Genomic DNA, 14,640 nt, shown 5'->3' with positions numbered 1-14,640 from the left:
ATGACCTCCCGCCCGTACGTACTGCTGTCCGCCGCGACCTCGGTCGACGGTTACCTGGACGACGCCAGCGACACCCGGCTGCTGCTTTCGAACGCAGACGACTTCGACCGGGTGGATCAGGTCCGCGCGGAGTCCGACGCGATCCTGATCGGCGCCACGACCATGCGCAAGGACAACCCGCGCCTGCTGGTCAACAGTCCGGAACGCCGTGCGAAGCGGATCGCCGACGGCAGGTCGGAGTACCCACTCAAGGTCACGGTCACCGCGACCGGCAACCTCAATCCCGACCTGAAGTTCTGGCACCACGGGGGCGGCAAGTTGGTGTTCACCACCGACACTGCGGCGGAGAAGGTCAGGGTGACCCTGGGCAGTCTGGCTGACGTGGTGAGCACCGGCCCGGATCTCGACTGGGGCCTGGTCCTCGACGAGCTCGGCCAGCGCGGAGTCCGCCAGCTCATGGTGGAGGGAGGCGGCACCATCCACACCCAGCTCGTCGCCCAGGGCCTCGCCGACGAGATCCACCTCGCGGTCGCGCCGCTGCTGGTCGGGCACCCCGAGGCACCCCGGTTCCTCGGCTCCGCCGACTATCCGGGTGGGTCCGCAGCCCGGATGCGCCTGCTCGAGGCCCGGCCGGTTGGCGACGTCGTCCTCCTCCGCTACGCGCCGAAGGACCGCTCGGCCTGACCGTCCGCTGACTCCAGACGTTCCGCTGCCTGGACCGCCATGGGATACGCGGGCGTGTGACCGACACGCTCAGCTCCCTGCCGGGATAGGCTCGACCGGACGTCCGCTCGCGGGCGTCACCTAGTCCAGAAAACGCGAAAGCGGCCCTGCATCCGCCAAGATTTGGGCCGCTTGCGCTATCCGTATAAACCCCCACGTGGGGAGCCGTTGTGGTTCGACGGTACCAGGCTTCCCCAGTTCGGTGCGAGAGACACCCGTCTCACGCACCCGAACTGGCGGACAACGTCTGGTGCTGGCGGGATCGCGGCGGCGGAGAGGCAGTAGTCCGTTGCACAGCCCCGTCACCCTGCGGAATCGCCGCGTCACTCAGGCTCGCTCCGCAGGCCCCTCCACCAGCGTGAGCATCCACCGGTCCGGCCCGCCCCAGAAGGCCGACCGCACCCTCGCCGGCCTGACCCGCACGTCCCCGCCCGCCGGCCAGGCCGGGCTGCTCCTGGCGGTCTCCGCCGGATCGGCGGTGTCGCGATGAGCTTCCTGCCTGTTGAGTGGGCGGCCGAGCACTCGCCTGTGTCGGACCCGTACGAGCGCCTGCTCCTGATCGCTCTGGCGCGCCGGGCGAACAGCGACGGGACCGACTCCTACCCGTCGCGCAACACGCTCGCCAAGTCAGGCCTGTGCGACAAGTCAACGGTGACGCGACGACTGGGAGCGCTGGAGGCCCGCGGCCTGATCCGTGAGGGCGACCAGCGGGCGGCGTTCCGGATCCCGGAGCACGTCCGCCCGAAGGTCTACGACGTGCTCATCCCGTTCAGCTTCTACAGCCCCGACCAGATGAAGAAGGTCAACCAGGAGCGCGTCGACCGCGGCCTGGCCCCGCTGCGCCCGGAGGACCGCCCGGACCTGGGTCCCGCGCCGGAGAAGAAGGCCCGCGCAGACAAGGGGACGAAGCGTCCGAAGAGGGACACGAAGGACGCCTCCAAAAGCACTGCAAGTGAGGAGGGGGGTGCTTCAAGCACCCCGGGTGCTTCAAGCACCCCCCTTGGGATTTCAACCGATTCGCCCGAATTTGCCCCGGGTGCTTCAAGCACCCGGGTGCTTGAAGCACTGGGAGGGGGTGCTTCAAGCACCCCAAATCTGTCCTTTAACTCTGTCCTCTTCTCTCTCCCGGACGTCGCGTCGAACGCGGCTGTCACGGGAGCCTCTGAGGTAACGGAGAGTGAGAGGATCGAAACAGAGAACGGCGAGACGGCTACGCCGTCGGTGCCCGGCCAGCGGTCGGACACCGACGCCGCTGCCGACGACCCGCAGGTGCTGCGGGTCGTGGCCGCCTGGACCGGTGCCAGGAACAGTGCTGGCTTCGGGCCTCACCGCCGCCGCACCGCACTGGCCGAGTTCACCGATTCGGCGCGGGCGCTGATCTCAGCGGGTGCCTCGGTGGAGTGGCTGGTCTCGGTGGCGGCCTGGATGGGCACCACCCAGCCGACCTGGGTCGGCCTGGCGGAGGCGACCACGGCCCAGTACGCCGGTGCGCCGGCCAAGCCCGCCGCGCCTCGGAAGCCGGACGCCAGCAAGTGCTCGCGTCACCCGGCGCTCCCGCTGGACTGCCCGACCTGTTTCAACGAGGCGGAGCAGCGGCGCACGTCCAAGCCGCAGGGCATGTCGATGGCCGAGATCCTGGCGGCCGAGGGCGTGCCGTGGCAGCCGAAGGTCGACGCCTGACCTTCTCGAGCAGCAAAGCGGCGGCCGGGGTCTGCACCCCCGGCCGCCGGATCGAACCGTCCCTCGAACAGGAGATTCACCATGAGCGTACTGCCCGACGACCCGGCCCTGGAGCCCGAGGACCTGCCCGACGACGGGCCGGACGACCTGCCGGAGGACGACTGGGTGCCCACCGAGGCACCGGCGGTCGAGCAGCTGCCCGCGCCGCGCTGGGGCGGGCGCACCCGCGGCAGTCGCGACGACGCCCCGGCCGGCGACGGCTTCGAGCGGGTCCCGCCGCAGGACCTGGAGGCCGAGCAGGCGGTGCTGGGCGGGATGCTGCTGTCCAAGGACGCGATCGGCGACGTGGTCGAGGTCCTCCAGCCCGCGGACTACTACCGGCCCGCGCACGAGACCGTCCACGGTGCGATCCTCGCCCTCTACGCCCAGGGCGAGCCCGCCGACCCGATCACCGTGGCCGACGAGCTGACCCGCAGTGGCGACCTGGAGCGGGTCGGCGGTCGCGGTTACCTGCACACCCTGGTCAACTCGGTGCCGACCGCCGCGAACGCCGAGTACTACGCGCAGATCGTGCACGAGCGCGCGGTGCTGCGCCGCCTGGTGGAGGCCGGCACCCGGATCGCCGCGATGGGCTACGCCGCCGAGGGCGAGCTCGACGAGATCGCCCAGGCCGCGCAGACGGAGATCTACCAGGCGGTCAGCGCCCGCACCGTCAGTACCCCGTTCGCCCCGGTCCGCGACGACGTCGAGTTGTTCTTCGACAACCTGGACGCGGCCAAGACCCGCAAGAAGCTGATCGGGCTGTCCACCGGTTTCGCCGACCTGGACCAGCTCACCAGCGGCCTGCTGCCCCGTCAGCTCATCGTGATCGGCGCCCGGCCGGGCGTCGGGAAGTCGACGCTCGCCCTGGACTTCGCACGGGCCTGCGCCGTGCACCAGCAGAAGCCGGCCGCGTTCTTCTCCCTGGAGATGGGTCGCGCGGAGATCGTCCAGCGGCTGTTCTCCGCCGAGGCGCGGGTGGCGCTGCACCACATCAAGGCCGGCAGCGTCAACGACGACGACGTCCAGCGGCTGGCCCGCCGGACCCAGGCCGTCATGGACGCGCCGCTGGTGATCGACGACTCCCAGGAGCTCACCCTGATGGAGATCCGCTCCCGGGCCCGGCGCATCGCCCAGCAGCAGGGTGGACTGGCCCTGGTCGTCGTCGACTACCTCCAGCTGATGCAGTCCGGCGGCAGCAAGCGCTACGGCAACCGGCAGGAGGAGATCAGCGACATCTCCCGCAACCTCAAGATGATGGCGAAGGAGCTGGAGTGCCCGGTCGTGGCGCTCTCCCAGCTCAACCGCGGTCCCGAGCAGCGCAACGACAAGCGGCCGTTGCTCTCCGACCTGCGCGAGTCGGGTTCGATCGAGCAAGACGCCGACATCGTGATCCTGCTGCACCGCGAGGACATGCATGAGAAGGAGTCCCCGCGGGCCGGCGAGGTCGAGCTGAACGTGGCCAAGCACCGCGGAGGCCCGCAGGCCGTGATCACCGCCGCGTTCCAGGGTCACTACAGCCGCATCGTCGACATGGCCCGCGACATGGAGCCCGGCCCGGCCGACGACGCCTACGCCGATGGTGCCGCGTGGACCCCCAGCTCGAACACGGCGTCGGACCTCGGACTGTAGAGGTGCGAGAAGAGCCCTGAGTGCCCCTCAGGCCGCCCCGCAGCCCCGCCCGCACCCATGGAGTGGGGCGGGGTCATGATCACCACGCAGAAGGCGATCTAGGGCCTCGCCCCCGCAGCAGCACTGTCCCTCCCGAATCGAAAGGAACTCCGCCATGACCGATACGACCGACATCAACGCCGCGATGGACTCGTTGCAGGTCGCCGCGACCGCCCTGATCACCGACTACTCCGACATCGCCGTCCGCGGCCAGCTCGCCGAGCACCCGGACCTGGTCGACCACCGCCTGACCCTGGTGGCGGAGATGCTCGCCGCGGTCCGGGCCGCGGTCGCCGCCGAGCGCGTCGACGGCGGGTGGCCCGCGCTGCGGGTCCACCCGGGCGCCCGGCACGACCAGCTCGCCGCCGAGTACGCCGGCCACTACTGCGACTGCCCGCACTGCTTCCACGGCGGCGGCCCGGGTGACGACGGGGACATCATCTGGGCGTGACCGCCCGCCGGAGGCAGCCCCGGGCCAGCTCCTTCTGGCAAAGCTGTGATCGCGATTTGAGCAGAACCGCAGTAGCGGCATCCACTGAACTGTGATCATTTTCTGAAGTGTTAATGATCGTTTTTGTGATCTGCGTCTGTGGTCAGCTGCCCCTAGGCCGAATTGGGCACCACCGACCCAAACTGGGCTCATACCTGGCGTCATAGTTGTCATAGGTCTTCATAGGACCGACCGAGAGCGTCGTCCGGCAGGCGTGGTCGCGGAGGACGCGCGCCCGTCTGGAGGTTCGGCTCCGTCAGACTGAAGTTGTGCAAAGGACATCCATCACCGCCTCCGCCCCGACGCCGGTCCGCGACCGTGGCGTGCTGCCGCAGGCGGAGACCATCGAACTGCTGCTCCAGCAGTCCAAGCGCCGCGGTGAGGCGGTGCCGATCCGGCGCGCCTTCGTCCAGGACACCGAGGATGTGGCGGCCCTGGTCCAGAAGCCCGGCCCGCTCAGCCGGCTGGTCCGGCACGAGAAGGCTCTGGACCTGCTGCTGCTGTTCTACGCGCTCACCAGCGGCGGCGACTTCGGCGCCGTTGAGCGTGCCGAGACCTGGGGCCGGGCCATCGCTCTGACCTTTGCGACCGACGGCTCCGCAGGCTCGGCGGTCTCCCGCCTGTGGAACCGGCTCGCCGGGCTCGGCCTGGTCGCCCGCAGCACCAGCGGTCGGCTCGCCAAGGTGACCAAGCTGCTTGAGGACGGCAGCCACGAGCCGTACACGGTTCCGGCCGGCGGCGAGAAGGGACGGCGTAAGGAGGTGTACTTCCGGCTCCCCTTCGCGTACTGGCGCGAGGGGCTGCACAACCGGCTCGACATGCCCGGCAAGATCGTGCTGCTGATCGGCATGAGCCTGCGCCAGCCGACCTTCGGCCTGCCCCAGACCGCGACCTTCGCCGGCTACTACGGCATCTCCGAGTCGACGCTCCGCCGGGGCATCGACAAGCTCATCGACGAGGGGGTGCTCACCATGACCGACGCCGAGGTCTACATGACCACCGAGACCGTCACCGGCTGGGGCGTGCGGCATCTGTACGCCTTCAACCCGCCCTACGACCTGAACGTGAACAACAAGGCCAAGGCCGCTCTGGAGAAGGCCGCGGAGGACCCCTCCGCCGCGCTTCTTACCGGCCTCGGTCCTCTCCCCAACTTCGTCCAGCCGACGAGGCTCGTCCGGCCTGAGACCGAAGCCGATTCCGCTCCCCGGACGGAAGGAGGTGAGGAGAAATGAGCCCGAAGAACCACTCGCGCTGGCGGAACGCCACCACGATGCCTGGTGTGATCGTCGCCAGCATCATCAGCGGCGTGATCACAGCCGTGCTGGTCGACGGACTCCACTACCTGATCCGCTGACCCACGGCGTAGGAACCCGGTCTAAAGATCACGTAGTGAAGCCCGTCTCTCGGCCCCGCCCCGTTGAGGGCGGGGCCACCACCGTCTCCATCATGCAGCAACCAAGACGCATCGACCGAGGAGCGCCGCCACCACCATGGGTCCGGCGGTGCCGAGGAGGGCCACGATGGTGGTCTCGAACAGCTCCAGCACCGACTCGGCCTCGTGCAGGGCCCGGCGGGCGAAGTCGGCGCGGGCTTCGGGGGTGCCGCCGAGCTCCGCGCCGATCCGGCCGTCGGTGAAGCCGGTGAAGATGCTCTCGTGGGTCTCGACGCTGCTGCGGTACCGCTTGCGCAGGAAGTCGACCATCGCCCGGGTGTCGTCGTTCATCGCGCCGTCGTGGCGCACCGCCGGCCGGAGCACATCCCCTCCGACGCCACCGGTCCGGACCCGGGGCCACACCTTCGGAATGACATGCTCGCGGCCGGAAAATCGCAGGTCAAAGCCCTGGCCACCGCCGGTCGGCGGGTCTATTGTTCCCGGCACGGCGGCCCCACCACAGCACCACCGGGCCGCCGGCCAGAGCGGCTGCGCCATGTCCCCCGGCGCTGCTGGCCCACGGCCGGGCCCCGGCGGACCAACCCCCCCTACGTCCCCGGGCCCGGCCCCTTCACGCCCCCGGCGGCGAGCACCTGGGGGTTCGCGCGTGCCGTGGCCGGTTCCCGGCGCGGCCCCGGTCGCGGTTACGGCGCCTCGGCGGGCAGCAGGCCGGCGGCGAGCAGCGGTGCGTCGAGGCGGTGCGTGGCGGCCGCGCAGAGCGCGTCCGGCATCGTCAGGTCGAGGCCTGCGGCGGCGGCCCGGGCGGATCGGATCCGAACGCTCGGGCCTCGCTCGCGGCCTCGGCGAGGACGTCCTCGTCCAGGTCGTCGAAGGCGTCCCGCCACCGCTTGGCCGTCGCCTCGAACCGCTCCAGAACGGCGCGCAGCGTGCCCTCGACGGCGGTCGGTGACCAGGGGTGCGGGGTGCGCGGACGGTGTCGGCGAGGACCCGGGCGGTGCCGGGGCCGAGCGCCCGCCGTGCCCGTCCGGGCCGGACCGCGTTCACCGGCCGTTGTCGGCGGCGCGGCCGGCGGCGACGGCGTCGTCCATCACCTCGGCGAGCAGGGGCAGCTCCCGCTCGAACCATGTGAGGGCGGTGCCGGGCATCGCGGCCGCGAGGGCGACCACGGCCGCCAGTGCGATCCGCTCGCCGGCCGCGAGCTCGGGCACGCCGGCCGGGGCGGCCGCGCCGATCAGCGCGTAGCCGGTCAGCCGGTCGCGCAGTTCCTCCGCGAGGTGACCTTCGCCGTCGGGGACGACCTCGCGACCGGTGGCCCGCTCGATCGCGTCGGCCACCAGGCCCAGCACCGTGCCGTGGACGTCGACAGGCTGGCGGTCGGCGAGCTCGCGCACCCATGCCGCCGCCCGCTCACCGGCGGCCGCGGCGCTCTGCAGCGCGGCGAGTTCCCCGTCGGTCGGCCCGGCCGGGGGAAGGTGCCCGGCGGCGGTGCCGTCGAGCGGGACCGGGGCCGGCGACCGGGACGGCGGAGAGGACGTCATACCGGTGCAACCGGCCCGGGTCCCTGCCGGTCACGGGCAGCAGCGGGTGCAGCGCGGAAACCCCCTGCTGCACCCCTTGCTGCCCTCCGTGTAGCAAGGACGGCTTTGTCGCACCCGGTGCAGCGCCCGCACCGCATGCGCGGTGCGGGACAACCCGGAGGCGGCCCGGCCGGTGCCGTGCGCAATTCCCGGCAGCGACGCCGCCGCCCGGCGGCGAAGCGGGCCTGGAGGGTTCGGAGGCCTCCGGCCTGTCGGGGTTGTCGGGGTCTCGGGAGCCTGGCCCGGTGGTGACATCGGGTGAGCGGCTGAGGTGCATCGCCTACATGGAGGCCGTCCTCCTGGAGGACGGCGCTGGCCGGGGGGCGCTGCGCGTGGACGGGCCGGGTGAGCGGCCGCTGGCGGTGGTGCTGGCCGAGTACGGCGAGGCGATCGTCCAGTCGGTCGTCGTCGCCCATTCCGGGATCCACGACGCTCTGGGCCCCGAGGAGATCGTCGCGGCGTCGGAGCGGATGCTGGCGGACCCGGGCGCCCGGTACAGCGCCGTCCTGCGCGAGCGCCTGCGGGTGTGGTCCGTCACCGCCACCGGGGACGCCGTGGACGCCCTGGCCCGGATCGTGGCCGCCTGCGTCATGTCGAGCGACCGGTCCTTCGCGCCGGAGGACCTCCCGGACCTCCTCGCCCGGATGCGTGCGGCGGAGGACCCCCGGCTCCCGGGCACCTGAAGCCACCCGTACGTCGTCCAGCTCCGCGCCCTCGCGGGCCCCGGGCCGGGCGACGACTGGCTCCGGGCGGTCTGCCACGACAACGGCGCCGGCCGGTTCGGCCTGCCGGCTGTTCCCTCCGGGCCGGGGGCACGGGGCCGACCCCGGGGGCGTCACCCGTCGCTCCGCCCCACCAGGCGGATCTCCGGCTCCTGGCCCACCGTCCGCATCAGCCCGGTCTTCGGGTGCCACGAGACGCAGAGGCTGGAGCCCCACTCCAGGGCGTGGCGTCGGCGGTTGAGGTGGTCGACCCGCCCCGGCTCGGCGAAGGCGCCGGGCGTGACGCGCAGGCGGGTGATCCCCTCGACCACGACTGTCAGCAGGTCCCAGCCCTCCCGGCGCCCGCCGCCGTCCCGGGGCGGGAGAGCGAACTGGAGCACGGCCGTGCCGGGTTGGCGGTGCAGCCGGATCCCCTCGAAGTCGGCCGTCAGCAGCCGCAGCGCCGCCGCCCGCGGCAGGGCGGGGAGGCCGGCGGCCGTCGGCCAGGGCCGCTGGCTCAGTTCCAGGGCCAGCCGCCGCCCCCAGGCCCCGGCCGGGCCGGTCCCGCTGTTCCCGTGGAGCACGTTGGCGAACCAGTTCGCCATGGGATCGCCGCCGAGCTCCGCCCAGCGGTGGATCAGGGCCCGGAAGCCCTTGCCGCCCAGCCGGCCGGCCGCCAGGACATCCGTCCCCGCACCCCGGAAGACCCGGCAGACGTCGAGGACCGCACGCTGCTCGTTCCGGTCGGCGCAGGCACCGAGCGAGGCCCTCGCCAGTGCCTGCCGCACCAGTGCGGCCGCCAGGTGGGAGCTCCGGTCCAGGGGGAGCGGCCACCGCTCGGCCCGGTCCGTCCAGTGGTTCCGCCGCCGCGCCCGCCGCCGCTCGCGCCGCCCCTCGGGGACCGGCGGGTACAGCAGAGCGGCGGCGAGACCCTCCTCGCTGTCGTGCCAGTACCAGTCGCCGTTGCGGAACTCCGACCGCTCCGCGACCAGGCGGCCGTGACCACCCACCAGGACCTCGGTGCGGCCCTCGTCGGTGGACCAGCCGAGCTCGCCCGACGAGCCGCGGCCCCCCTCGAAGGCGGACAACGTGACCCCGGTCAGGCGAACGGCCATCCTGGCGGGCTGACGCTCGGGCCCGTTGACGGCGTAGCGGCGCGGCAGCTCCAGACCGACAGACGCGTCGACCCCGCCGGGCACGGACTCCAGCGACAGGCCGGTGAACCGGGCGGCGGCCGGGTCGTACGGCGCGAGGGCCGCACGGCCGAGCGCCTGGACCGCGGGGGGCTGGAGCTCCCCGTCCCAGCCCCGCTCGGGGACGGTCGGATCGACGGCCGGTGCGGCCCCCAGCAGGCCCGCCGCGCCCGGGAGTTCCGACACCCAGGCGTGCTGCTCACTGTCGGATTCCCCCATCCGGCGCAGCGCCCTGCGGGCGAGCCACTCCCCGGCCGGGGCCGGCCGGGAGGACGCGGCGGTGAACAGCGGGAGGACGTGGTCCCCGGCGTACGAACGCCAGGGGTTGGTCTCACGGTGGATCAGCTGCCGGTCGAGGGTCCGGGCGTCGACAGCGGCGTCGGCGATCCGGGCGAACGAACGGTCGAGCAGGTCGGCCAAGGCGTGCAGTGCGGACGGCGGCACGATACCCCCAGGGTCCGGGACTTCCTCGCGACGGTCGGTGGCCGCTCGGTGGACACGGCGGCCGGGAAGTTCCCTGCCCCGACCCGGCCGTGCCGAAGCCGACCCCGGGGAAGCAGGACCCTCCCGGATTGGGGGGGTGTTGCCGGGCCCGACGCCACCCCGTGCGGCCCCGGTCCGGAGCTGAGCTGTGTGCCTGGCACTGGCGGCCGATTGGAGCGGCACGCGGCCCCCGACCGAGGACCCGGCCCCCCGGACCGTCGGCGGAGCACGCACCGTCTCACTCGATCCAGTGAACCTATGCCCATGCTATGGAAATTCTCCATGGGGAATGGATAGAATGCCTGTATGGCACTCAGTACGTTGGAAACCCTGCGGCTCACCGTCGCCGCCCTCCGTCAGCGCACCAAAGAGAGCCAGGCCGAGCTCGCCGAAGGCATCGGCCTGACCCAGGACAAGGTGTCCCGCCGTCAGTCCGGTGCGCAGCCCTGGGGCCTGGACGAGGTCGACGCCCTCGCCCGGCACTGGGGCCTGGCGCCGCTGGACCTGCTCGCCGGCCCCACCCGCGCCGCCCAGGCCATGACCTGGCCGCCAGGCGCCGCAGCACCCCAGCAGCAGCCGACCGACGTGCCGGACACCTCCACCCCGGCGGCCCCCGCCCCTGCCCCGCATCCGCGGTCGGACGCGCCGCCGAGCCGTGGCACCCGGACCGAGCCGTTCGTGCCGCTCACTCCCGTGCCGGGCCACCGGGCGCGCCCCGGCGAGCAGCCGACCGCCCCGGACATCGAGCACCGGGCCGTCGCCACCGGGCAGCCCGCGGCCGCCGCTCCCGTCCAGGGCGCCGACTACGACCGGGGCCCCGACGGCGAGCCCATCGAGCACCCGCCCGCGCCGTGCGAGCACTGCGGCCGCCCGGTCCGCCACCGCATCGCGGGCCGCCCGCTGCACCTCGGCGGCTTCTGCGCGCCCGCCCCGGCCGCTGCCCCGGCGCAGCCGACCACCCCGACCACCCCGGCCCCCGCCGCCCCGCCCGCCGTCGCCGAACAGCCGGCCCCGGCCCCCGCCGTCCCGCCCGCTGCGCCCCGCCAGGTCGCTCGCAGGGCCCAGGCGGCCCCCGCCGCGCCGCGCCGCGAGTACGCCGGGACCGGCCGGGACCTCGGCTACTACCTCGACATGATCACCTCGGCCGTCGAGCAGGCCCTCGAGGAGCACGACGGCGACACCGAGGCCACCTCCGCCGCCCTGGAGAAGAAAGCAATTCCGAACGGAATGGCACTGTTCGAAGCGACCCGGGTCGGCGCCGCGTACGAGCACACCGTCTATCCGGAGCGCCTGGAATTCCTCTCCAAGAAAACCCGAGGCGGTGCCGACGAAATCTGGGAGGGACGCCACAAGTGGGAGAACGGCCCGCTCATGGCCGCCGTCCGCAAGGGCGACCCGGCCGAGGTGGACGTCGACGTCCTGGACACCAACGCCGCCTACTGCTCGGCGCTCAAGACCCACCTGCCGATCGGCTCCCTGGTCCACCAGCCCGACGGCGGATTCGACCCCAAGCGCTCCGGCATCTACCTGCTGCCCAAGCGCCCCACCTGGGAACACCCGCACCTGCCCGACCCGATCGGCAACCGCCACGAGACCGGCCCCGTGCTCCTGGACAGCGCCACCGTCCGCCTGCTGATCCGCTGCCACAAGCTCGACCTGAGCGAGGCCCCGCACATCACCGAAGCCTGGACCTCCGGCGCCAGCGAAGGGCTGCTGGAGAAGTTCCGCCGCGTCCTCACCCAGGCCCGCGAGAACGCCCTCAACGACAACGACCACGTCACCCTGGAATACGTCAAGGCCATCTACGCCAAATTCGCCTCCACCATCGGCGAATCCACCTTCAACCGCGACATCCGCCGACCCGACTGGATGCACATCATCCGCAGCCAGGCATTCGCCAACCTCTGGTACAAGGCACACCGCGCCCACGAGGGCGGCCTCACCATCGTCCGCCTGCGCGGTACCGACGAATTGCACGTGACCGGCGAGACCGATTGGCGCACCGTATTCACGGAGGGCCGACTCGCCAACCAGATGAAATTGAAGGACCAGTACACCCTGCCCCTCAACCGGAAGCGGAGCGCCTGAAAGTGTCGACCGACGGATGGAAGAACTTCGGCCGCTACGGCGCCGGCGGCGACCCCGGAAACGTCCACGGCTCGGTCGGGCTCGCCCGCGCCCTGGAGGACGCCCTGGAGCGGATGATCATCGAGGGCGGCATCAAGTCCCCCGTCTCGACCCGGCGCGGCCTCGGCGCCCGGATGCGGTACCTGCGGACCACCAAGGGCGGCGCCCAGGCGCTCGCCGACGCAGGCGTCACCGCCACCCCCGCCACCCAGCGGGCCTGGGCCAAGGGCAAGCAGACCCCCAGGCCGGCCACCCAGGAAGCGATCGACACCGCCTACTGGAACCTGCGTGCCGCCAACGTCCTCAACAACTCCGGGGCGTTCAAGCAGCACCTCAACCGCGGTGGGCGCGGATCCAAAATCGAGATCCACCCCATCAACCAGGCACCCGTGGACGAGAACCGCCGCCGCGACAACCTGCGGGTCCGCTCCTTCCAGGTCCGCTACGTCTGGGACGACGCCGTCGACGCCCTCACCACCGGCGACGGCGCCCGGCTCGAAGAGATCTGGGACGACATCATCAGCGACCTCGACTCCGACTACGGCGCCTACCAGTACGTCTCCCACGTCGGCCTCGGCGCCTGACCACCCCCCACCAACCCGCGCCCCGGTCCCGGGGCAGCGACTCCAACCGGAGCCGCTGCCCCGGGACCAGGGCGCCGTCGTGCCCCCCGCCAGCGGCCCGCAGGCACCCGCCGGCCGCGACGTCAGGCCCCGCCACCACCCCGGCCCACTCCTGACGCAACTCCTGACGTAGGTCCTGGGGTGACTCCCGACGCAGTTCCTGACGTCACCACCCCCACCGCGCCAAGGTCCGGCATCCGCCCAGGTCAGAAGGCATATCCGGGCGGCCGGAAATTCTGACATCCCTCTCCTGGCCCCTCTCCTTGTTGTTGTTGGTCGGTCGGGCGGCGGATCGGTCACGACGCCTGCGGCGGACCTGCTCCTGAGCCTGGCGGCCGGGCACGGCGAGGGGCACTGCCCCGGATCCGGCGGGCGCGGACCGCAGCCGGTTCGCCAACCCCACCGGACCGCCCGCACCGGCAGGACCAGGCGCCCCTGCACCGATATGGCTGATAGGCGCCTTTTGGCGAGCAACATTTCGTGTAAATGTCAGACAAAGGTAAGACAAACTAGAGCGCCGTGTGGAGTCAAGACGCCACACGGCGCCGGGCAATGTAATGCGCGCACAACATCTCTACTCGCATGTCTTGCACAGCATTCGCTGAGCATGGCCTCGAAGGAGGAAGATCTTGCGCCTGTTCAAGGGGATCGGAGTAGCCGCAGCTGCGACTGCGGCAATCTTCGCGACCGTTTCGCCCACCTCAGCATCCACTGGGCAGACGAGTGAAGCAGCAACCCAGGGATTCGCCGCCTGCGGTGTCACTCCTGCCAACCGTGACACCAGGCCTTACGCCCAGTTCTTCACGCAAGACGTGAACCTTCGCAACGGCCCCGCGTGGGAATGCACGATCGTCGACACCGCCAAGGTGACAAACCAGGTCGACCTCTGGTGTACGACCGACGGGTTCACCTACGTCCGTACGGCGTCAACGAAGTACGGCTGGGTCTCCAACCTCTATCTGAGTGCGACCAACATCAAGCCCTGCTGATCGCGCAGAGCCGGGTCGGCGCGGCCGCGCCGACCCGGCTCTGCGCGATCAGCAGGGGGCGCGCGTTCACTCGCACCGCGGGACCCGGTGCGCACTCCTGGGGGCAGCAGCCGCGGGGCGCAGGCGCTCCGGACGGCACTGGCCCGTGCTGGCCTGTACGACCTCGACGAGAACGACCACCAAGCCGTCGAGCAGCTCGGCGCGCTCCTCGACGACACCACGATCGCCCGGCTTGCCGACTGGCTGGAGCGCACCCGTACCGCAGCCCTGCGCCTGGCCTCCCCGCCCCGGCCGGCCTACCGGCGTCCCAGGCCCGACAACCAGCCCCAGCACTCGTAAGCACCGCCGCCTTGCCCCGCACCGGGACCCGGCCGCCGACTGCGGCCGGGTCGGCGGCCGGGCCCCGCCTCGACGTCCTGGACGTCCTCGGCGTCGTGCTGCGCCTGGGCGGCCACGCTGCCTACCGGCCACCGAGTGCGACTGGCCGGCTCCTCCTCCTGACCACCCCGATCCGCCTCGCAGACGGCCTGTAATTCTGGTCCCAGCCGAATTCCCACCGCCCCTTTATGGACGATTCCCATGTATGGGGGATTCCCATGGAATGGTTGAGCAATTCCGGCGGTGGTGGCTGCTACCCGAATTTCGCGTCATATCGTCAACGGCCGGTGCCGGTCGCCAGCCGCTGCGCCTGGTGGAAATTCGGGCGGACACCGGGGCCGGTTCCTGGGATTAAACAGGGCGCGATGGTGATGTGCGGTCAGATGGGCATAGGGGTTGCGGCGGGATTGGCCGACGGCGGATTCCTGATACACGCTCAGGGTGATTCTGGAGGGTTTGTCAGGGGTCGGACGGGCCTGATCGGTCTAGACCACTAGGACAGGTGTAGACCACTGCCCCGGGCGCCGCGTGTTCTGGCTCGAGAATTGTCTTAAGCCTCGGTTCGGTGACACT

General features: G+C 71.7%; 15 protein-coding genes. 12 read left to right on the top strand and 3 right to left on the bottom strand.

Features of this window, described 5'->3' with window-relative positions; translation table 11 throughout:
* The 7 genes from ACW14Y_RS42570 to ACW14Y_RS42540 all read left to right on the top strand — a co-directional run bounded on the left by ACW14Y_RS42570 (window position 1) and on the right by ACW14Y_RS42540 (window position 5,957).
* Window positions 1-684 (top strand): RibD family protein, encoded by a 684-nt coding sequence (locus tag ACW14Y_RS42570; protein WP_456989066.1) that lies wholly within the window; start codon window positions 1-3, stop codon window positions 682-684.
* Between the two features lie 397 nt (window positions 685-1,081).
* Window positions 1,082-1,213, top strand: coding sequence for a hypothetical protein (locus ACW14Y_RS42565; protein ID WP_456989064.1), 132 nt, complete (start codon window positions 1,082-1,084; stop codon window positions 1,211-1,213).
* Window positions 1,210-2,403, top strand: coding sequence for a helix-turn-helix domain-containing protein (locus tag ACW14Y_RS42560; RefSeq protein ID WP_456989062.1), 1,194 nt, complete (start codon window positions 1,210-1,212; stop codon window positions 2,401-2,403). The genes ACW14Y_RS42565 and ACW14Y_RS42560 overlap by 4 nt, the downstream gene beginning before the upstream one ends.
* 81 nt (window positions 2,404-2,484) lie before the next feature.
* Entirely contained in the window at window positions 2,485-4,074 is a 1,590-nt protein-coding gene (dnaB, locus tag ACW14Y_RS42555; protein ID WP_456989060.1) for a replicative DNA helicase, read from the top strand.
* Window positions 4,075-4,228: 154 nt separating this feature from the next.
* The gene (locus tag ACW14Y_RS42550) at window positions 4,229-4,564 is read left to right on the top strand and encodes a hypothetical protein (protein ID WP_456989058.1); all 336 of its coding nucleotides are present in this window, start codon (window positions 4,229-4,231) and stop codon (window positions 4,562-4,564) included.
* A 308-nt stretch (window positions 4,565-4,872) separates the two neighbouring features.
* Window positions 4,873-5,835, top strand: a complete 963-nt coding sequence (locus ACW14Y_RS42545; protein WP_456989056.1) for a hypothetical protein — start codon at window positions 4,873-4,875, stop codon at window positions 5,833-5,835.
* A complete protein-coding gene (locus tag ACW14Y_RS42540) occupies window positions 5,832-5,957 on the top strand; it encodes a hypothetical protein (RefSeq protein WP_456989054.1) in 126 nt (41 codons plus the stop codon). The genes ACW14Y_RS42545 and ACW14Y_RS42540 overlap by 4 nt, the downstream gene beginning before the upstream one ends.
* 90 nt (window positions 5,958-6,047) lie before the next feature.
* Here the strand turns inward: ACW14Y_RS42540 and ACW14Y_RS42535 are convergent, their stop codons facing one another.
* On the bottom strand, window positions 6,048-6,326 hold the full coding sequence (locus tag ACW14Y_RS42535; protein WP_456989052.1) for a hypothetical protein: 279 nt from the start codon (window positions 6,324-6,326) through the stop codon (window positions 6,048-6,050).
* 710 nt (window positions 6,327-7,036) lie between these two features.
* A complete protein-coding gene (locus tag ACW14Y_RS42530) occupies window positions 7,037-7,534 on the bottom strand; it encodes a hypothetical protein (RefSeq protein WP_456989050.1) in 498 nt (165 codons plus the stop codon).
* A gap of 284 nt (window positions 7,535-7,818) precedes the next feature.
* On the opposite strand from ACW14Y_RS42530, the gene ACW14Y_RS42525 reads away from it, so the two are divergent.
* Complete coding sequence (locus ACW14Y_RS42525; protein ID WP_456989048.1) at window positions 7,819-8,256, top strand: hypothetical protein; 438 nt, start codon at window positions 7,819-7,821, stop codon at window positions 8,254-8,256.
* 152 nt (window positions 8,257-8,408) lie between these two features.
* Here the strand turns inward: ACW14Y_RS42525 and ACW14Y_RS42520 are convergent, their stop codons facing one another.
* Window positions 8,409-9,911, bottom strand: coding sequence for a hypothetical protein (locus ACW14Y_RS42520; RefSeq protein ID WP_456989046.1), 1,503 nt, complete (start codon window positions 9,909-9,911; stop codon window positions 8,409-8,411).
* 345 nt (window positions 9,912-10,256) lie between these two features.
* Here ACW14Y_RS42520 and ACW14Y_RS42515 point away from each other — a divergent pair, with 345 nt between their 5' ends.
* From ACW14Y_RS42515 to ACW14Y_RS42500, 4 genes are all read left to right on the top strand, one after another.
* A complete protein-coding gene (locus ACW14Y_RS42515; protein WP_456989044.1) occupies window positions 10,257-12,038 on the top strand; it encodes an acyltransferase in 1,782 nt (593 codons plus the stop codon).
* 2 nt (window positions 12,039-12,040) lie between these two features.
* Window positions 12,041-12,661 (top strand): hypothetical protein, encoded by a 621-nt coding sequence (locus ACW14Y_RS42510; protein WP_380392347.1) that lies wholly within the window; start codon window positions 12,041-12,043, stop codon window positions 12,659-12,661.
* A gap of 668 nt (window positions 12,662-13,329) precedes the next feature.
* On the top strand, window positions 13,330-13,689 hold the full coding sequence (locus ACW14Y_RS42505) for an SH3 domain-containing protein (protein WP_456989042.1): 360 nt from the start codon (window positions 13,330-13,332) through the stop codon (window positions 13,687-13,689).
* A gap of 87 nt (window positions 13,690-13,776) precedes the next feature.
* Window positions 13,777-14,028, top strand: a complete 252-nt coding sequence (locus ACW14Y_RS42500) for a hypothetical protein (RefSeq protein ID WP_456989040.1) — start codon at window positions 13,777-13,779, stop codon at window positions 14,026-14,028.
* The last annotated feature ends 612 nt before the right edge of the window (window positions 14,029-14,640 follow it).

Source organism: Kitasatospora sp. cg17-2, assembly GCF_054031055.1.
Note: the sequence above shows the minus strand (reverse complement) of the source record. Positions and strands in the feature narration are given on the sequence as shown.

What these genes read in the sequence shown, in the direction of transcription:
- ACW14Y_RS42570 (WP_456989066.1), top strand. Translation starts at nt 1, where the DNA reads ATGACCTCCCGCCCGTACGTACTGCTGTCCGCCGCGACCTCGGTCGAC.
- ACW14Y_RS42560 (WP_456989062.1), top strand. Translation starts at nt 1,210, where the DNA reads ATGAGCTTCCTGCCTGTTGAGTGGGCGGCCGAGCACTCGCCTGTGTCG.
- dnaB (WP_456989060.1), top strand. Translation starts at nt 2,485, where the DNA reads ATGAGCGTACTGCCCGACGACCCGGCCCTGGAGCCCGAGGACCTGCCC.
- ACW14Y_RS42550 (WP_456989058.1), top strand. Translation starts at nt 4,229, where the DNA reads ATGACCGATACGACCGACATCAACGCCGCGATGGACTCGTTGCAGGTC.
- ACW14Y_RS42540 (WP_456989054.1), top strand. Translation starts at nt 5,832, where the DNA reads ATGAGCCCGAAGAACCACTCGCGCTGGCGGAACGCCACCACGATGCCT.
- ACW14Y_RS42535 (WP_456989052.1), bottom strand. Translation starts at nt 6,326, where the DNA reads ATGAACGACGACACCCGGGCGATGGTCGACTTCCTGCGCAAGCGGTAC.
- ACW14Y_RS42530 (WP_456989050.1), bottom strand. Translation starts at nt 7,534, where the DNA reads ATGACGTCCTCTCCGCCGTCCCGGTCGCCGGCCCCGGTCCCGCTCGAC.
- ACW14Y_RS42515 (WP_456989044.1), top strand. Translation starts at nt 10,257, where the DNA reads ATGGCACTCAGTACGTTGGAAACCCTGCGGCTCACCGTCGCCGCCCTC.